Origin of the sequence: Paenibacillus sp. EKM10P, from assembly GCF_011800655.1 — a bacterium.
GTDB lineage: Bacteria > Bacillota > Bacilli > Paenibacillales > Paenibacillaceae > Paenibacillus > Paenibacillus polymyxa.
The window spans coordinates 172,440-190,486 of the sequence record NZ_JAALET010000003.1; the positions used below are offsets into that span (position 1 = coordinate 172,440).

20 protein-coding genes and 1 riboswitch are annotated in these 18,047 nt (G+C 48.2%); all 20 genes read right to left on the bottom strand.

The window, feature by feature from the left end; translation table 11 throughout:
* Nucleotides 1–16 precede the first annotated feature (16 nt).
* The 20 genes from HFE01_RS10120 to prfA all read right to left on the bottom strand — a co-directional run bounded on the left by HFE01_RS10120 (nucleotide 17) and on the right by prfA (nucleotide 17,893).
* Nucleotides 17–562 carry a F0F1 ATP synthase subunit delta gene (locus HFE01_RS10120; RefSeq protein ID WP_016822885.1) on the bottom strand — a complete coding sequence of 182 codons (546 nt, stop codon included), beginning with the start codon at nucleotides 560–562 and terminating at the stop codon, nucleotides 17–19.
* Entirely contained in the window at nucleotides 559–1,047 is a 489-nt protein-coding gene (gene atpF / locus HFE01_RS10125; RefSeq protein ID WP_013373436.1) for a F0F1 ATP synthase subunit B, read from the bottom strand. The genes HFE01_RS10120 and atpF overlap by 4 nt, the downstream gene beginning before the upstream one ends.
* A 109-nt stretch (nucleotides 1,048–1,156) precedes the next feature.
* Nucleotides 1,157–1,381: a F0F1 ATP synthase subunit C gene (atpE, locus tag HFE01_RS10130; RefSeq protein ID WP_007432750.1), complete on the bottom strand. Its 225-nt coding sequence runs from the start codon at nucleotides 1,379–1,381 to the stop codon at nucleotides 1,157–1,159.
* A 105-nt stretch (nucleotides 1,382–1,486) separates the two neighbouring features.
* Nucleotides 1,487–2,311, bottom strand: coding sequence for a F0F1 ATP synthase subunit A (gene atpB, locus HFE01_RS10135; RefSeq protein ID WP_016822883.1), 825 nt, complete (start codon nucleotides 2,309–2,311; stop codon nucleotides 1,487–1,489).
* A gap of 29 nt (nucleotides 2,312–2,340) precedes the next feature.
* The gene (locus tag HFE01_RS10140; RefSeq protein ID WP_013312329.1) at nucleotides 2,341–2,721 is read right to left on the bottom strand and encodes an ATP synthase subunit I; all 381 of its coding nucleotides are present in this window, start codon (nucleotides 2,719–2,721) and stop codon (nucleotides 2,341–2,343) included.
* Nucleotides 2,714–2,977 carry an AtpZ/AtpI family protein gene (locus HFE01_RS10145; protein ID WP_016822882.1) on the bottom strand — a complete coding sequence of 88 codons (264 nt, stop codon included), beginning with the start codon at nucleotides 2,975–2,977 and terminating at the stop codon, nucleotides 2,714–2,716. Before HFE01_RS10145 ends, HFE01_RS10140 begins: the two co-directional genes overlap by 8 nt.
* A 167-nt stretch (nucleotides 2,978–3,144) precedes the next feature.
* The gene (wecB, locus tag HFE01_RS10150) at nucleotides 3,145–4,311 is read right to left on the bottom strand and encodes a non-hydrolyzing UDP-N-acetylglucosamine 2-epimerase (protein ID WP_016822881.1); all 1,167 of its coding nucleotides are present in this window, start codon (nucleotides 4,309–4,311) and stop codon (nucleotides 3,145–3,147) included.
* Nucleotides 4,312–4,421: 110 nt separating this feature from the next.
* Complete coding sequence (upp, locus tag HFE01_RS10155; protein ID WP_013312332.1) at nucleotides 4,422–5,051, bottom strand: uracil phosphoribosyltransferase; 630 nt, start codon at nucleotides 5,049–5,051, stop codon at nucleotides 4,422–4,424.
* A gap of 350 nt (nucleotides 5,052–5,401) precedes the next feature.
* Complete coding sequence (locus tag HFE01_RS10160; RefSeq protein WP_107733817.1) at nucleotides 5,402–6,667, bottom strand: ABC transporter substrate-binding protein; 1,266 nt, start codon at nucleotides 6,665–6,667, stop codon at nucleotides 5,402–5,404.
* 15 nt (nucleotides 6,668–6,682) lie between these two features.
* Nucleotides 6,683–7,519 carry a carbohydrate ABC transporter permease gene (locus HFE01_RS10165; RefSeq protein ID WP_107733816.1) on the bottom strand — a complete coding sequence of 279 codons (837 nt, stop codon included), beginning with the start codon at nucleotides 7,517–7,519 and terminating at the stop codon, nucleotides 6,683–6,685.
* Nucleotides 7,519–8,400 carry a carbohydrate ABC transporter permease gene (locus HFE01_RS10170; protein WP_019688821.1) on the bottom strand — a complete coding sequence of 294 codons (882 nt, stop codon included), beginning with the start codon at nucleotides 8,398–8,400 and terminating at the stop codon, nucleotides 7,519–7,521. The genes HFE01_RS10165 and HFE01_RS10170 overlap by 1 nt, the downstream gene beginning before the upstream one ends.
* A 178-nt stretch (nucleotides 8,401–8,578) precedes the next feature.
* Nucleotides 8,579–9,829, bottom strand: a complete 1,251-nt coding sequence (locus tag HFE01_RS10175) for a serine hydroxymethyltransferase (RefSeq protein WP_016324828.1) — start codon at nucleotides 9,827–9,829, stop codon at nucleotides 8,579–8,581.
* 121 nt (nucleotides 9,830–9,950) lie between these two features.
* Nucleotides 9,951–10,538 (bottom strand): TIGR01440 family protein, encoded by a 588-nt coding sequence (locus tag HFE01_RS10180; protein WP_016822875.1) that lies wholly within the window; start codon nucleotides 10,536–10,538, stop codon nucleotides 9,951–9,953.
* Between the two features lie 207 nt (nucleotides 10,539–10,745).
* A riboswitch (ZMP/ZTP riboswitch) is annotated at nucleotides 10,746–10,827 on the bottom strand.
* 78 nt (nucleotides 10,828–10,905) lie between these two features.
* Nucleotides 10,906–11,490 carry a low molecular weight protein arginine phosphatase gene (locus HFE01_RS10185; protein WP_016822874.1) on the bottom strand — a complete coding sequence of 195 codons (585 nt, stop codon included), beginning with the start codon at nucleotides 11,488–11,490 and terminating at the stop codon, nucleotides 10,906–10,908.
* An 85-nt stretch (nucleotides 11,491–11,575) separates the two neighbouring features.
* Complete coding sequence (locus tag HFE01_RS10190) at nucleotides 11,576–12,136, bottom strand: manganese efflux pump MntP (protein WP_016822873.1); 561 nt, start codon at nucleotides 12,134–12,136, stop codon at nucleotides 11,576–11,578.
* A 143-nt stretch (nucleotides 12,137–12,279) separates the two neighbouring features.
* Nucleotides 12,280–13,563: an L-threonylcarbamoyladenylate synthase gene (locus HFE01_RS10195; protein WP_107733815.1), complete on the bottom strand. Its 1,284-nt coding sequence runs from the start codon at nucleotides 13,561–13,563 to the stop codon at nucleotides 12,280–12,282.
* A 181-nt stretch (nucleotides 13,564–13,744) separates the two neighbouring features.
* Nucleotides 13,745–14,437, bottom strand: coding sequence for a stage II sporulation protein R (spoIIR, locus tag HFE01_RS10200; RefSeq protein WP_167437856.1), 693 nt, complete (start codon nucleotides 14,435–14,437; stop codon nucleotides 13,745–13,747).
* A gap of 216 nt (nucleotides 14,438–14,653) precedes the next feature.
* Nucleotides 14,654–15,847, bottom strand: a complete 1,194-nt coding sequence (locus HFE01_RS10205; RefSeq protein WP_013373452.1) for an FtsW/RodA/SpoVE family cell cycle protein — start codon at nucleotides 15,845–15,847, stop codon at nucleotides 14,654–14,656.
* 75 nt (nucleotides 15,848–15,922) lie between these two features.
* Entirely contained in the window at nucleotides 15,923–16,822 is a 900-nt protein-coding gene (gene prmC, locus HFE01_RS10210; RefSeq protein ID WP_107733813.1) for a peptide chain release factor N(5)-glutamine methyltransferase, read from the bottom strand.
* Between the two features lie 3 nt (nucleotides 16,823–16,825).
* Nucleotides 16,826–17,893 (bottom strand): peptide chain release factor 1, encoded by a 1,068-nt coding sequence (gene prfA, locus HFE01_RS10215; RefSeq protein WP_013373454.1) that lies wholly within the window; start codon nucleotides 17,891–17,893, stop codon nucleotides 16,826–16,828.
* Between the last annotated feature and the right edge of the window lie 154 nt (nucleotides 17,894–18,047).

Genomic DNA, 18,047 nt, shown 5'->3' on the forward strand with positions numbered 1-18,047 from the left:
TGTTCACCCCTATCTTCTATACTCGTCTGTTAAAGGATTTCTCGAGACGATCCAGCTTGCCGGCCAGACTGCCGTCGTACAGTGTATCGCCGATAACCACTTTCAATCCGCCCAGCAGACTCGGGTCCACTATATTTTCCACACGGATTGTTTTATGTTCACGGGTTCCGAATTCCTCGGCTACCGCTGTTTTTTCCTGATCACTTAAAGCATAAGTCGAATACACCTTAGCATGGGCAATCCCCAGCTTGTACTCCTGAATATCGAGATATCCGGCCAGGAGAGATTCGAACAAATCTGCTCTACTGCGCTGAATCAGCAGCTTAATCGTGTTAATCAGCGACGCAGACAACTTGCCTTCAAAATTGCTAGCCAGAACCTGAAGCTTGACTGCTTCCGTAATGTTAGGAGAATTAATGAATTTACGGATTTCAGCATCCCCCGATACAGCTTCTACAAAAGCACGTAGCTCCTGTTCGGTTTCCATAATGGTTTGCTCCTGCTCTGCTACTTCATACAAAGCTTTCGCATACCGTTTGGCAACTACCGTATCTCGGCTCATGCTTTGCCTCCTACCTCTTTAAGGTATTGGTCGACAAGCTCTCCCTGGACTTGGTCTTCCTTAATTTCCTTTTGAATCAGTTTGGAAGCAATTTGTACCGAAGCTTTACCCACTTCGCTGCGCAATTCGGCAACTGCCTTATTACGCTCGCTTGTGATTTCACGAACAGCTTCGTCTTTCAGGCGGACAGCTTCGTCTTTGGCCTGAATAATAATTTGTTCCGCTTGCTTGTTACCTGTTTGTTTTGACTGCTCTATAATATCGTAGGCTTCCTTACGCGCCTGCTGGAGAGCCTGCTTTTGCTCCTCAACATAAGCAACAGCCTGTTCACGTGTTTGTGCCGCCTCATTCATTTGCTGTAACACGAGTTGACGCCGCTTTTCCATAACGGAAAAGAGAGGGCCAAATGCATAGCGCGTCAGTAACCAGTACAAGATCAAAAATGCAATGATAGTGAAAACGATACTTGTCCAATTTAAACTCAATTGAAGTCACTCCTTTCCGGTGAACGTCGGTTCTGGGTCTTTCATGTTCAAACGAACAAAGAAGGCGCGGATGGCTGTGCCTTCCCCGCCAAACCTTGCTTCCATTCAATTAAGCACCTGCGTAGAAAATGAATGCCAGAACGACCCCGATGATTGGCAGGGCTTCGACCAGACCTACACCGATAAACATTACCGTTTGCAATGTTGCTTTAGCTTCAGGCTGACGAGCAATACCTTCAACTGTTTTACTTACGATCAGACCGTTACCAATACCTGCGCCCAAAGCGCCCAAACCTACTGCGATTGCAGCTGCGATATATGCCCAAACTCCCATTTTAAAAAATCCTCCTTAGTGATGTGTATTTGTGTTTTACATGTATTTGCAGTTAAGCGCGAAGCGTACTCCTGAACTTAACTAAAAACCGGAAAACGTGCTTGTCTAATGCTCTTCTTCATGCGTGTCAATGGACTGCGAAATATATACAAACGTTAGAATCGTAAAGACGAACGCTTGGATACTGCCGACAAAAATACTGAATCCCTGCCAGACTACGAGTCCCAATACGGAAGCAACCATACCTCCCACACCAAGTGCTGTCATTTTCAGCAGAACACTAATCAAAACTTCGCCGGCAAAAATATTACCGAATAGACGCATACCGTGTGTCAATAGTTTTGAGAACTGCTCAATCAAGTTAATTGGCAAAAAGAACGGAAATGGCTGAACGTAATGCTTGAAGTAAGCTTTGGTATTACGGAAGATCCCCAGGAAATGAACCAGGACAAAGATCATCAATGCCAGTCCAATGGATACCCCTGCATCTGCGGTAGGTGATTTCCACCAGCTGATACCTACATGGGCAGCTTCGCCCGGGTGAGACGCCTGTGCTTGTTCTAATGCTTCTTTGACTGGAATGATTTCATGTCCAAATACTTGGGCACTTTGCACATTATCGAATTCAGTCACAATGCCGAACGGTAAACCCAGCATATTGCCCACGAAAATGAACATGATCAGCGTCATCCCCAAGGAGAGGAATGGCTTCCCTTTTTTCAAATCCATCGTGCTGGAAATCAGTCCTTGAACGAATTCTACGACCCATTCCATAAAATTTTGCAACTTGCTCGGATTGTCCACAGACAAATTGCGCGTTGCAGCAAATGCCAGTCCAAATACAATCGCGCAGGTCACAACCAGCATAATAATGACGGACAAGTCAATGTTAAACCCGCCCAATTGGATAATCGGTGATTCATGCAACATGTTTTCTCACCCCTTTCTCAGTTGAGCTATCATTTTTCCTGAAGCGCGAATATGATGCCTATAATTAACAGAAGGAATTGTCCGGTCACCAAGCTTGCCATTACAGCGATCTCATGGAAATAGGCCGGGAATTCTATAGCCAGCACCACTGCCAAAATTGAGGTCCCTAATCGAACGCCAAAGCCAATACCAAACACTCTCTTCTTTCTTTCACCGGCGGCCGCACTCGCAACCTGTCGAATTTTGTAGGCCATATACAGCACATTTAGACAGCTTACTCCCGTTCCCAGAATGATTCCGTGAGCAATGTCACGATGTTGGGGCATGAAGGCGGAGACCAGGAAACACAGAGCCATAATACCAAGCGCCACGATCCATAACATTTTTTGCATACGGGTCATCTCATTCATGGTTATCCCTCAATACCTTTCCGATCACAAGGGCAATACTTAATGCGCCTACAACCAAGCCTGCGAGAACGCTTACGCCAATCCAAATTCCGGAGCCACCAAGTTTGGTATCAAGCCATTTTCCGGCATAGAAACCACCCAGTGTGCATATCGTCAAATCAATGCCGATCGCGCTCACCAGTCCTATAGCCTTAAAGGCATTTCCGGTGTTGTTTCGGTTGTTGTTTTGCTTGGAAGGTTTGACCACTTTTCTCATGTCACCCCTGCAATTCCAGTCCATTTTACTTAAATATAAGATGCTTTGTCAATTGAGATATTTTAGCGCCCTAAAGTATAAAAATCAGTCGACAAAGCATCTAAAAATGCTGTATCCCTTGGTAACCGTACAGTTTAACTGTATGCTTACCTTGTAAAGATTAATTATTACGAACGGACGCCTTTTGTGAACATTGTGTGAAATTCTTCAGGACGTTCTGTTTGAACACCATAATGGTGCAAAATCGCATTGACAATTCTTACAGATGCCTGTCCATCACCGTAAGGATTCGCTGCCTGACTCATAGACTCATACAACGCGGAATCTGTCAAAAGAGCCTTGGTCCGATTGTACACGTTCTCTTCACTTGTACCCACCAGTTCCAAGGTACCCGCTTCAATTCCTTCCGGTCTTTCGGTCGTATCACGCAGCACCAGGACAGGTACTCCGAACGAAGGCGCTTCTTCCTGAAGACCACCGGAATCCGTAAGAATCAGATGTGTGTGCGGATAAAAATTGTGCAGGTCCACTACATCCAGCGGATCAATCAACTTAATACGCGGATGGTTGCCCAAAATTTCAAATGCAGGTTCCTTCACAGCCGGGCTCGGGTGAACTGGGTACACAATAGCAATATCCTCAAATTCGTCTGCGATCCGCTTAACCGCGTTAAAAATCTGACGATGCGGTTCCCCTTGGGACTCCCGGCGATGTGCTGTCATGAGAATCAGGCGCTTGCCCTGAGCCCAGTCCAGTACCGGATGCTCGTAGTCCTGGCGAACTGTATACTGAAACACGTCAGTTACTGTATTGCCTGTTACATATATTCGCGATTCAGGTTTATTTTCCTTCCGCAAATTTCCAGCCGATAAAGAAGTAGGCGAAAAATGCAGATCGGACAGCACACCTGTGAGCTGACGATTCATTTCCTCAGGATATGGAGAAAGCTTGTTCCATGTCCGCAAACCTGCTTCCACATGCCCTACTTCAATTTGCTGCATAAAGGCTGCATAGCTAGCCAAGAAAGTCGTCAGCGTATCGCCGTGAACCAACACGATATCAGGCTTGGCTTCACGCAATACGGGTTCCAGACCTTGAAGTACACGTATGGAGATTTCATTGAGTGTCTGGCGATCCTTCATTACATCCAGATCATAGTCAGGGTGGATATTAAAAACTTCCAGAACCTGATCAAGCATCTGGCGATGTTGAGCTGTTACGCATACTACGGACTCGATATGCTCCGGATGGCGCTGAAGCTCCAAAATGAGAGGAGCCATCTTAATCGCTTCCGGACGCACACCGAAAATGGTCATCACTTTAATTTTAGACATTTTCCGTTGAACCCCTTTTCATAATAAACGTCTGCTTCCCAGATCTTCCGTGATTCAGATAGATGATCTGTCTTAGCGTCCAAAGATTGTGCCGAACCGCTAAAAGCAGTCTACTTAGTCCCGTACAAACGGTCTCCAGCATCTCCGAGACCCGGAATGATGTAACCATGATCATCCAAACGCTCGTCCAGTGCAGCGACATAAATGTCTACATCAGGATGCGCATCCTGCACAGCTTTCACTCCTTCAGGAGCGGCAATCAGATTCATCATTTTAATTTGAGTACAGCCTCTTTTTTTCAACACATCAATCGCTGCGATCGCCGATCCGCCCGTTGCGAGCATCGGATCAATTACGATCAATTCACGTTCAGTTACATCCGTAGGCAGCTTCGTATAATATTCTACGGGTTGCAATGTCTCAGGATCACGGAACAACCCCACATGTCCTACTTTTGCAGCAGGCAAAAGCTTTACGACACCATCCAGCATACCCAGGCCTGCACGCAAAATCGGGATAAGGCCCAACATACGACCAGAAATCACTTTACCTTCAGTTTCAGCAACTGGAGTCTGTACCGTAATGCTCTCCAGCGGAATATCTCTTGTAATTTCATAAGCCATCAAAGTTGCTACTTCATCAACCAGTTCACGGAAATCTTTCGTGTTGGTCCGCACATCGCGGATAAATGTAAGTTTGTGTTGGATCAAAGGGTGATCGCAAACCACCAGTTTTGCCATAATATATTCCCTCCGGTATTATCGTCACGTTCTTCCGCACCAGCATATCGAACATCCTGATTCGAAAGGATCTATGTAACCTATTTGTACAAACCAAATAAGCACAGATGCAATGCGTGCCTGTAAATCCTGTTTATTATAACATTCCCTTGATTGATTTAACACCTGCCACTGCAACCTTTTGTCAAGGGAAAGATATGATAGGCAAAATACTTGGCAAGGCCCATTTACGTGTGACTTTTGTCATATGAAATCAATAAAAAGGCTCTGACGGTCCTTGACCGTCAAAGCCTACCAGTTCTAAACTTCCTGCCTGAGATATAACCTCTGCTATCCCACGCATATATTCTTTATCTATACTTCAGATTGTCCCACGCTCCCTGAAATTGCTGAAGCATTTCATCCTTCGTAATAACGCCTGCGATATAGGCTTGCATACTACTGCTTAAATCCTGATTTAGCCCCTTCGGAAATCTCTGGAAGTTCCAGCTCCATATCTTGCCTTCCTTCACGTGCCGTGATATTTCCGCACCCAAATCACCTGTGGTCTCGTCACTGGACGTGATACTTTTGAAAGCAGGAACGAACTTAAACTCCTTGGTAATATAATGCTTGCCTGTTTCTGATGTGACCAGCCAGTTGAGAAATTCCTTTGCCTCCTGCTTCACAGGCGAGTTTTTGTTGACAACCCAGTTCGAGGCCACTCCCACAGCCAGTTTGTCTCCAGTGGAAGAATTATTGTCTATAGGCGTAGGAAGGATACCCAAATTCAAGTTAGGATTAATTCCATCTATTTGCGGCTGCGTCCAGTTCCCCTGGTGCATCATAGCGGCCTTGCCTGTTGAAAACAGTGTCACTTGTGTATTGTAGTCCGTCGTGAGCGGATTGGGGTTTCCATATTTTAAAGTCAGGTCAAGCAACTTCACCCACTGATCGAACACGGGGTTACCAGGAATGCGAGCAGTTCCTTGGTTTAAATCCGCAACGTAACTCTCCGGGTTCGGCTGTCTGGCAAAGGGGATATTGATAAAATGGTTTCCCAGAACCCACCATTCTGCATAGCCGTTAGCAAAAGGGATAATCCCTGCTGCTTTCAGTCGCTTGGCTGCTTGCTCCAATTCATCTAACGTCTGAGGCAATTTGGTTATACCCGCTTTTTTGAACAAATCCTTATTATAAACAAAACCAAGTCCCTCCAGGTTCATAGGCTGTCCATAAATCTTACCGTTAACCGTCATCGGCTTACGGGCGAAATCGTCCAGGTCCTTCACCCATGGCTGATCCGACAAATCCTCCAGATACTCAAACCACGTATCGCGATCCTGGTAACCCTCATTCGTGAAAATGTCCGGCTGGTCGCCTGAGGCGAATTTAGCCTTCAACGAAGCACCGTAGTCCGTACCCCCACCGACAGATTGAATATCCAGCTTGATACCAGGGTGCGTTCTTTCATACTCAGCCTTCAGTTTGTTCAACGGTTCCGAAATCTCCACTTTGAATTGATAAATGTGTATCGTTTTGGTCCCACTCTGTTGAGCCTTTGTATTACCACAACCTGCAAGCATACACGTAAGCAGCAACATCAGGGAGATGACAAGCAGCACTGTCTTTTTCATCCGATAACCCTCCCATCAGCCTTTAACCGCTCCGGCCGCAATGCCAGAAACGATGTATTTTTGCATCACCAGAAAAAACACAACGATTGGCGTGATTCCGAGCACCAGTGCGGGCAACGCCAAGTCCCATTGCTTGGTATATTGACCAAACAGCATATAGGTCGCAATCGGAATCGTACGCAGCTCAGGATCATTCAAAATGAGCGAAGGCAGCAGATAATCATTCCAAATCCATAACGTATTCAAAATAAGTACGGTCACGAACATCGGGAGCAACAGTGGACAAACGATGCGAAAGAACACCCCGTAACGAGAGGAACCATCTACTCTCGCCGCTTGCTCAACCTCAATAGGCACCGTTTTAATAAAACCATGAAACAGAAAAACTGATAAAGGTGCTCCAAAACCCAGATAGCACAAAATCAGTCCTGGTATGCTGTTGTTCAGGCTCAATACGTTGGACACTTCCATAAGCGGCAACATAATCGATTGAAAAGGTACGACCATCGCAGCCACAAGTAAACCGAACAGGAACCGATTAAAAAGAGTATCATGCCGAACCATTTGGTAGGCGGCCATCGAGCTGATCAGCAGCAAAAGCGCATTGCTGACGATGGTGACGATCAGTGAATTCCCCAGTGCTGTGGGAAAGTTTATTTTATTCCAGGCGTTAGCAAAATTTTCAAAACGGAAGGTCGTCGGCCACGAAGCGGAATGAGCCAAAATGTCTCCAAAAGATTTAACCGAGTTTACGAGCAAAAAATAGAACGGTACTAGAAAGATCAACCCAACCACAATAAGCAATATTTCAGCTACCCATGTGCTTAAACGATAGTTCGATGTTTTTTCCATTACATTTCGACCTCCTTTTTCTTCGTGAGACGCACCTGAATGCTGGTAATGATCGCAACGACCACAAAGAAAATCATAGCCTTAGCAGTCCCCAATCCAAGTCGATTATTTGTAAACGCTTCATTATATATGTCCAACGCTACAGACTCTGTCGCCTTGAATGGTCCACCCTTTGTCAAAGCCAAATTCAGCTCAAATACTTTAAAGGACCAGGATATCGCCAGGAACAAGCAGACGGTCACTGCTGGCATAATAAGCGGCACCACGATATGACGCAAAACCTGTCTTCGGCTCGCACCATCAATTTGGGCTGATTCAATAAGAGCATGCGGGACATTATTTAGAGAGGATATGTAAATAACCATGAGATAACCTGCGTATTGCCAAACAAACACAATGACAGTTCCCCAAAATGCAGTCGGCCCATCACCTAACCACGGCAGTTTGAAAAAAGAAAGCCCTGTGGCCTCTCCCACCGCCGAAAAGCCGCGTACAAATATAAATTGCCAGATGAAGCCGAGCAGCAAGCCGCCGATCATATTAGGCATAAAAAATACAGTTCGCAGTGCATTGCGGGTACGCAACGGCTTTGTAAGCGCATAGGCCAGGAAAAAGCCCACCAGGTTAGTTAGAATGACACCACATACGGTAAAGCGGACCGTAAACCAAAATGCATTACGGAAGTCCGGATCATCTTTAAAAATATGAATGTAATTCCCTAGTCCGAGCCATCGGACATGTTCAGATACGCCATCCCAGTTCGTCATGGAATAATATAGCCCCAACAGGAACGGAATGACCATAATTAAGACGAAAAACAACGCCATCGGTCCTACAAATATGAGCTGCTGCAATAATTGCGCGGATTTTCTTTGGCTCAATGCAATCACTCCTTTGTCGTAGATCATGAAGGAAAATGCGCATAAATCCTTACTTTAATCGCTTATTACCCAAAAACGTAAGTTTCGAGTCGTCTGGAATCTAAAAAAGGCTGTTCTCCCTTCGCTAACGAAAGGAAAACAGCCTTATCATATAAAGATTAAAAGGAATGGCGATGAATTAGTATTGTGTTCCTGGATAGATCGGGAACTTGTCTGTCAACTCGCCAACCGCTTGGCTTGCTTTGGACAATACAGTATCATCTTTTGGATTTTTAAGAGTATCCGCAATAATTTTACCAATTTTAACCATAGCTTCTTCATCCATACCACGAGAAGTTGCAGCAGGTGTACCAATACGGATGCCGCTGGTAACGAACGGACTCGTTGGGTCGAAAGGAATGGCATTTTTGTTGACCGTGATACCCACGGAATCCAATACATGCTCCGCTTCTTTACCTGTAATATTCAAATTGCGAGTATCCAACAGCATCAGGTGATTATCCGTACCACCGGATACAATGTTGATTCCCTCTGCCAGCAGTGTTTCAGCCAGCACCTGTGCGTTGCGAACTACGTTTTGCGCATAGGTTTTGAATGATGGCTGGAGCGCTTCACCCAAAGCAACTGCTTTGGACGCGATCACGTGCATCAGTGGTCCTCCTTGAGTACCAGGGAAGATAGCTTTATCAATCGCTTGCGCCCACGCTTTGCGAGTCAGAATTAGGCCCCCACGCGGACCACGCAGCGTTTTGTGTGTCGTTGTTGTCACAAATTGGGCATGAGGAACTGGACTAGGGTGAATCCCTGCTGCCACGAGACCTGCGATATGTGCCATATCCACCATGAATAAAGCACCTACATCATTAGCAATGGAAGCAAAGGCTTCAAAATCGATAGTACGCGGATATGCACTTGCACCAGCTACGATCAGACGAGGGCGGTGCTTGAAGGCTGCTTTGCGCACTTCATCGTAGTCGATGCGGAAGTTGTCTTCACGTACACCGTAAGCAGCAAAGTTATACAACAAACCAGAGGCATTAACCGGGCTTCCGTGTGTTAAGTGGCCGCCATGCGCCAGATTCATACCCAGTACAGTATCTCCAGGTTGAAGAGCTGCCAGATATACCGCCATGTTAGCCTGCGCTCCAGAGTGAGGCTGCACGTTCGCATGCTCGGCGCCAAATAGTTCTTTCGCACGGTCACGTGCAATATCTTCGACGATATCTACATGCTCACAGCCACCATAGTAGCGTTTGTTCGGATAACCTTCAGCATATTTATTGGTAAGCACGGAGCCCATGGCTTCCATTACTGCTTCACTGACGATATTCTCAGATGCGATCAGCTCGATATTGTGGCGTTGCCGTTTCAGTTCAAGCCCCATTGCTTCCATCACTGCCGGGTCACTTTTACGCAGATGTTCCATCATGATTGATTACTCCCTCTCCATGGTCAAATTGTTGGGTATACAAGCAAATGCCTGCTCCTCTGTTGGGTACCTCTTCATCAATGCAAAAAAGATCAGTACAAACATGCCGACATGCCAAATGCTAATCGCAGTTTCCACCGGCTTCTTGTTCCAGACTGTACACTGCCCGTTGTCCGCCAATAAGTGGAGGACGAGTGAACGCAGCCGTCACACGTGCTTCACCAATCCAGCGAAGGCTTGGGCGAAACGGAACGGCAATCGGGCGCAAATGCATGCCAATCAGCGTTTCGCCGATGTCTATCCCGGCATGAGCCTGCACATTCGCCGCCAGACACGCATCGTCCATAGAGCGATAGGCAACGGTAGCCATAGAGCCCCCTGCTGTACGAACAGGAACAGCCGCAACCTCCATCAGGCCTAATCGCTCCAGTAGAGAACGTTCAACGACCAGTGCTCGGTTCAAGTGCTCACAGCATTGAAACGCCACATCAAAGCCATACTCTCTGCGAACGGATTCTACTCCAGACAACACTTGCTGAGCCACATCCAGCGCTCCTGCTGTGCCGATCCGACTTCCAGCCACTTCACTCGTGCTTGCGCCAATAACCAGCAGGCGACCAGCTTTAAGACTGGCCACTTCTGCAATTTCCCGCACGACAGAAGCGGTCTGTGCTTCGAGTGAAATCTCATGATCCAATTGTTCTACCATTGGAACCTCCTTTGGTTGAACAGCCTCTCAGAGACTAGGCATGGTCCCATGCCCCAAGTTCAACACACTCTCTCCTGATCACAATCTGACTATATTATAGCCGATGTTTCAGATTTCGAGCAGAAAAAATGGAAGAACAAGAAGGCAACAGAAGATCTGCTGTAGCTCGTATACGAAAAAAGAGCAGTCCACACCTATGTGGAATTGCTCTTTTGCCCAGGCGACCGGCCGTATATCCGATGCTCCATCGTGGTTAATCCCACTTTTGTCGCCAGTTACATCGGATTCTCATTTTTCCACCTTATCTTAACGGATTAACTGTCGAAAATCAACAGATTCCGTACAAAATAGAGGAATGGTACCGACTTTATTCGGAAGATCCCTTTAGCTTGTCCAGCAACTTATGCAAAGCTACACGGATTTCCGCAGCTGTGACATCGTAGTCCTCCCGCGAACCGCCAAACGGATCTGAGATATCGAAGCCCGGAATCCGTTGATGTAATTCAATCATTCGCTCACGTTCCTGCGCTGATAGCTCTTGTCCAAGTGAAGCCATCAACTGCTGTGAAGCATACAAGCCGTCTAATTCCTGTACGTCCTTCAGCACTGCGTCCCGGTCCTCCACATACTCCTTCAGCGTAAATACTTTGCCCGCCGTTTGTGGAAACCGTTGAATGACATGCTGTTTATGTCCTTGCGTCAAGGTTAAGATCAGATGTGCCCACTCGGCAAGTCCGTCGCTTAAAGGGGTTGAAGTGATCTGATCGGATATATCGTGATCACGTAGAACCGCCTCTGCATGCCGGGATATCGACGCCCCGTCCATCGCAGCTACTCCAGCGGAACGCACTTCTAGTTCCAGTCCATGCTCAGCAGCCAACTTACGCAGCATCCCCTCAGCCATTGGACTGCGACAGGTGTTCCCTGTGCATACAAATAAGATATTCTTCAACGTCTTCACCCCCCGTATGTTGAAAAAATATATAAACAGAGGATTACTCAAATCCTGTATTTATTTTACACTGTCTACGTTAAAATCAAAACATAAACATAAAGCCGAATGCCAGCAAAACGGCACCGCCCACCGCTTCTCCATAATCCCCCAGATTGCGGCTGACCTTGCGCCCCAGTAACAGCCCCAGCATCGCCATCGCTCCCCCGCAAAAACCAAAGGCCAGAACAGTCAGCACCAGGTCACTCTGGAACATCCCCAGGGACACTCCCACAGAAAATGAGTCAATGCTCACCCCAAGTGCAAATAGCAAAAGACCCAAAGGCGACCGATGATCCAATACGTGTACGCCGTCTCCCTTGAAGGAATTGTACACCATATGCCCGCCCAAAAGGATGAGTAATCCCCCTGCGAAATAGGTCGTCACATGGCCTAATAAAGAACTCATATAATGGCCTGTGAACATTCCCAGCAACGGCATCAGGATGTGAAAAAAACCAATCACAATGCTGATGCGCAGCACGTCTCGCAGGCGTATCCCCTTCATACCGATCCCTACGCCCAGCGACAGCGCATCCATCCCTAGCGCTACCGCCATGATCAGAATCGTTACAACCTGCCCAGCATCGGCAGAGGCTGCCAGCATACTCCATCCCTCCATTATCCGTCTGTTCTTGTACACGTTATGCGGACAAGGGGCAAATCAGTACAAGCAGGTACTGAAAATACCCAAAACAGAGACGAGGAGAGAGGAGGAATTAAAATAAGAGACTCCATTCTTTACAGAAGCTACAATCGGATAATTCGATGACCTGCCGCTTTAAGCAGTCGATTCATGACGGCGTCTCCCAATCCCTTCGGCGGGCAGGCTTCCGCCAAAATGTAGGTGACGCCGTCCTCATCGCAGCGGCGCAGCACGCCGTACAGGCGCTGCGCCGCCTCATGGAGCGCGTCCAGCTTGCCCAGCGTGTAGACCCGTTCTCCGGCGTAGCCGGCGGCATGGTCGTCGAACGCGAGCACCGCCGTGCGCTCCCCGCGCGCGGCAGCCTCCGCCAGCGCGTCGCGAATCCAGCCCGTCACTTCAACAGGCGACGGGCCTTGTACCACGCTCAAGCGGCCTCGCGGCGCGTAGTGCGTATACTTCATGCCCGGCGAGCGCGGCGCCAGGCTGTCGACATCCCGCCCGGCTGTGGCAGCCAACGCCGGGTCCAGTACGACGGCACGAGCAACCGCAGCGAGCTGTTCAGCCGTCACGCCGCCAGGGCGCAGAATGGTGACGGTTCCGTCGTCACCCACTTGCACTACCGTGGACTCCAGTCCCACCCCCGTGGGACCTCCGTCCAAAATACCGCCGATGCGACCCTCCAGGTCCTCCAGCACATGCTGTGCTAGAGTCGGACTGGGTCTTCCCGAGCGGTTGGCGCTTGGTGCAGCGAGCGGACAACCGGCTTCCGTGATCAAGCGCAGCGCGATTGGATGATCCGGCATGCGCACACCGACCGTGTCCAAGCCTGCTGTCACACGCGATGACAGTGCCTGCGGCACTACCGGCAATACGAGGGTCAGCGGTCCTGGCCAAAATGCATTCATCAGCGCTCGGGATGTATCGTTAATTTCCGCTACCATGCCTTTTAATTGAGCAGCATCGGAAATATGTACAATGAGCGGGTTATCGGAAGGACGACCTTTGGCAGCAAATACCGCCTCCACCGCTTTAGTGCTGCGTGCATCGGCCCCCAGTCCGTACACGGTTTCCGTAGGGAAGGCTACCGTCTCTCCAGCCTGGAGAAGTACGGCGGCCTCGCGTATGCCCTTTTCCGCTGCGATCAGAGCCTGTCCAGCTGAAAGTTCGTCAGAACCATCCCCGTCAGTGTTGTTCACAGAACCAACAGAATCCACTTTTTCCACCTCAAAAGACGAGGTAGCAGATACAGTCGTGCTCTCTACAGGAACCAGACATCTTACATCCCACCAGTGTGTATGAGAAGGCTGTAACGCCTGCTCCTGCTCTGCTATCTCTTTTTTCACAAAACCTACGTGCATGTCATGCATTTGATTCACTTTATCACTCATATCAGATCATCCCATATCTTATTGTCATACAGGCCATTTCATGGCCCTGATCCCCAAAAAACCTACTTTAACAAATCAGTTCGAATTGGCTCTGTCCTCTGTATATCTATCGTAAGTTCCATTATAACATATGGGGAAACTTACACTCGTTGTTCTCTTTTCCATAGCACTGACGAAACATTTAAGCAAACAAGCCACTCACCCAGTTCAACAGACCCGTAAGGGCATCCCACAGGAAAAAACGTACTTCCGGCTCCTTGTCAGCGGCGTTCGTTCGATTGTCTTCATGACTTGTTTTTGCCGATACAGTTTGTGCTGCTGCTTCACCACTGCCTGCATCAATAAAGCACAACGGCGGGAACAGCACACACCACCAATTTTGCCCTTTCCCTTGCCCCAGTGTAACCCGAAGCGCCTCATAATTCCCTGCCGGGTAGACAAGACCACCGTACATTTTCGTCGGAAAAGGTACACTTGCCAGCTCCACCTGATGATCATACGCTATACCGCGAAGAGCCAGTTCTTCACCTACCAAGCGATCAATTTCAGGTAAATGTTCGTCAATCAACACTCTGGCTTGATTTAGGCTTTGTGGATTGTCCAGCTCACCCACCCACGCATTCATCTGCTGCACAATGGCATCCCGTATTTCGCGCTTAACCAACTGATCCTCCGGACGATCTGAATTAGCCAAAATGCGCAGTCGAATGGAATCGTGCGGAATTACTTTCAACCCTGTGGTGGCCACTCCAGATGCTAAAGTTCCTCTTGCCCCCGTGGTCATAGCTGCATCTGTTTTTTGACCTTCCCAAGACATCATTAATATTGAAATACAAAAGAGTATCATTGCAGCTTGCCTTATCCAACTTCCCATCTTCGTCCCCCCAAACCCAAACTCTATCATGTCTATCAGTCTGTCCGGTTTGGGAGAGTCCTAAACCTATGAATCTCGTAAAATAATTCAGGCTATTGCAAGCTAGATCGTCACCTAGGAATATAAAAAAGCCCAGATTTCACAATCTGGACTCTTTTGTTGCACCGTTTCAACTCGTACAAATAACTATCAATATTTAGCCACAACCCACCTGTACTAGGCTTTTTTCGCCTTCGTCAAGCTTACTCTGGAAGGCTGCGGCAGGTCATCCTCTAGCTCCTGACCATGCACCTTAATGCTCATAACTAAGCCAATACTAGCCATGTTAATAAGCAACGAGGTACCGCCATAGCTTATGAACGGGAGCGTAATCCCCGTAAGTGGCATAATGCCCAGAAACGCACCAATGTTCTCAAAAATCTGATACAGCAACATGGACACAATCCCGACAATAATATATGGTCCAGCTCGATCCCGGCATTCCAGCGAAATCAGGATCATTCGATGAATCAAAATAAAATATAGCAATAGCAGAATGGATGAGCCTACAAACCCAAACTCCTCTGCTACAACTACAAAAATAGAATCCGCATAGGTATAGGGAACACGTCCGGACTGTACCGAGGTTCCTTGCAAAAAGCCCTTGCCCATCATACCGCCAGAAGCTATGGCCAGTTTGGCATTTTTCGTATGATAAGATGCCTTCGCAGTCGCTTCTTCTGGTACCAGCCAAGGGTCTAAACGCTCTACCCAGTGACTACGTCCAATGCCTTTCATAAAGGAATCAATCTCATCATGAAACGAAATATACGCTTTGATCCCGCCACCAACGGCGACTGCAAATACGATAAATCCGATTAGCGCATGGGACGCCTTCACATTACCAATCCATAGCATACCAATGACGATGACAATGTAACCGAGCGCATTACCCAAGTCATTTTGTGCCATGACCATTGCGAATGGGACAAAGCTCACCAGAGCAACTGGAAGGACATCCTGAATAAAATACAGCTTGCTCTTGCGCTTTTTAATCAGCATATACGCCAAAAAAATGATAAGAACCAGCTTGAATACCTCAGCAGGCTGGAGATTTAAGCCACCAATTTTCAAAAAGCCTTGAGAGTTATTAACCGTCCCGCCAAAAAAGCCGAGAATCAGCAGAAATATCCCGCCTCCATATACATACAAGGCTTTTTTAATGAATATCCGAAAATCAACTATCGCTAAACCCAAGATCGCTACAAAGCCCAATATATAATACCCGATCATCTTCTGGTAATCGTTGCCGTGCTCTGCCAAGTTCGTAGGACCCCTACCAGCACTGTATACCGTTATGATACTAATCGCCATGAGCAAAACCAGAATAAAAATAACCGGACCATCAATTTTTTTCAATTTCTGAAGCATGATTTCCCCCTGAGCCGTTTCTCGGTCATACTCCTCTTATTCTAAAGGAAAGACTCGCAAAAAGAAAATGCAGCATTACTCCGAGACGCCTAGGACATGTCGCTCAATCCCCGCAAGGTCAGGAATGATTAGAATGTTTTTCCAATGACCTGCCTGTTCCAGCAGGTCAGCCACGTCTCGGGCCTGTCCCATCCCCAGCTCAAACCCGATTAGCCGGGGTGGGGCCTGAAGGAGCCCCAGCTGCTCCAGCATTGCCCGATACGGGCCAAGCCCGTCAGGACCGCCATCCAGCGCCATTCGCGGCTCATGGTCGCGCACCTCTGGCTGCAAGCCAGCGATGTCAGCAGCCGGGATATATGGCGGGTTGGACACGAGGATGTCCACCGCTGTTCCCGCAAACGGCATCAGTAGATCGCCCTCGCGGAATTCTACGGCTGCGCCGTTTGCGGCGGCGTTCTGGGACGCCATTTCGAGCGCAGCAGCAGAAATATCCCCCGCTGCTACGTGCCAGCGCGGCCGCTCAGCCGCCAGCGTCACGGCAATCGCGCCGCTACCCGTGCCGATATCGAGCGCATGCGGAGCACCGCTCGGCCACAGCCGGTCACCGTGCTGGAGTATCGCCTCGACGAGCAGCTCTGTCTCGGGGCGCGGAATCAGCACCGACGGTGAAACCGCGAACGGGCGGCCATAAAATTCCTGCCGTCCGATAATATACTGCGCCGGTTCACCCGCAGCTTTGCGGGCGATGATCCGTTCCCACGTCTCCTTAACGGAGGAAGGGAACGGATCGCCCAGAGCGGCGTAAAACCTCGTACCTTCCAGCCCAAGCACATGCTCCAGCAGCAAGCGGGCATTATGCTGCGGCTCCAACACGCCGCAACTTCCTAAAAAAGAAGAAGCCTCAACTAAGGCTTCTCTGACACTCATGTTCCGTTCCGGCGGCATCCGATACACACAATCGCGTTCGTTCCCCAAAACTTAAACCTCTTGTTCCATCAAATCAGCCTGCTCTGCAATCGTGAGCGCTGATACGATTTCTTCGATCTCTCCGTTCATCACCTGGTCCAGCTTGTGCATGGTTAAACCAATGCGATGATCCGTTACACGGCTTTGCGGGAAGTTGTAAGTACGTATACGCTCACTGCGGTCCCCGGTACCTACTTTGCTCTTACGCTCGCCTGCATATTTGGCTTCCTCTTCCTGACGCATCATATCCGAAATACGGGCACGCAAAACTTGCAGCGCCTTCTCCTTGTTGGAGTTCTGGGATTTGCCGTCCTGGCAGGTTGCCACAATACCTGTTGGCATATGCGTTACACGCACCGCCGACTTGGTTGTATTAACGGACTGACCGCCCGCACCGCTGGAGCAGAAAGTATCCACGCGGATATCCTTGTCTAAAATTTCGATATCTACTTCCTCTGCCTCAGGCATCACGGAAACCGTGGAGGTAGACGTATGAATACGTCCGCCAGATTCTGTTGTCGGAATCCGCTGTACACGGTGTGCGCCACTTTCGAATTTCATTTTGCTGTAGGCACCGCGTCCGTTAATCATGAAAATAACCTCTTTAAAGCCTCCAAGGTCATTCATGTTCGCATCCATCAATTCTACACGCCAGCCTTGTGTATCTGCATAACGAGTGTACATCCGGTACAAGTCCGCTGCAAACAGTGCAGCCTCGTCCCCACCCGCAGCACCACGAATTTCGATAATAACGTTCTTATCATCGTTCGGGTCCTTCGGCAGCAGCAAAATGCGGATTTTCTCGTCCAGTTCCCGCTTACGGGCACTCAGCTCTTCGATCTCCATTTTGACCATTTCACGCATCTCGTCGTCAAGCTTTTCAGCCTGCATGGCTTTAGCAGCGTCCAGCTCCTCAACGACAGTTTTATATTCGGTATATGCTTCATAAGCAGGCTGTAAATCAGACTGTTCTTTGGAATAATCTCTAAGTTTTTTGCTATCGTTCGCCACATCCGGATCGCAGAGCAGTTCGCTCAGTTTATCGTAGCGGTCCGCCAATGATTGCAATCGGTCCAACAAGCGATTCACCTCTTCAGTTAAATTAATATGAAACCAGCTTTGAATTCACTGGCTACAGCTCTTTATTATAACAACTAATCGATTAATTAGCTACATAAAATACTTGCTAATTTAGGATTTTGCAAAAATCAACAAATCAATTGAAGTCGAATAA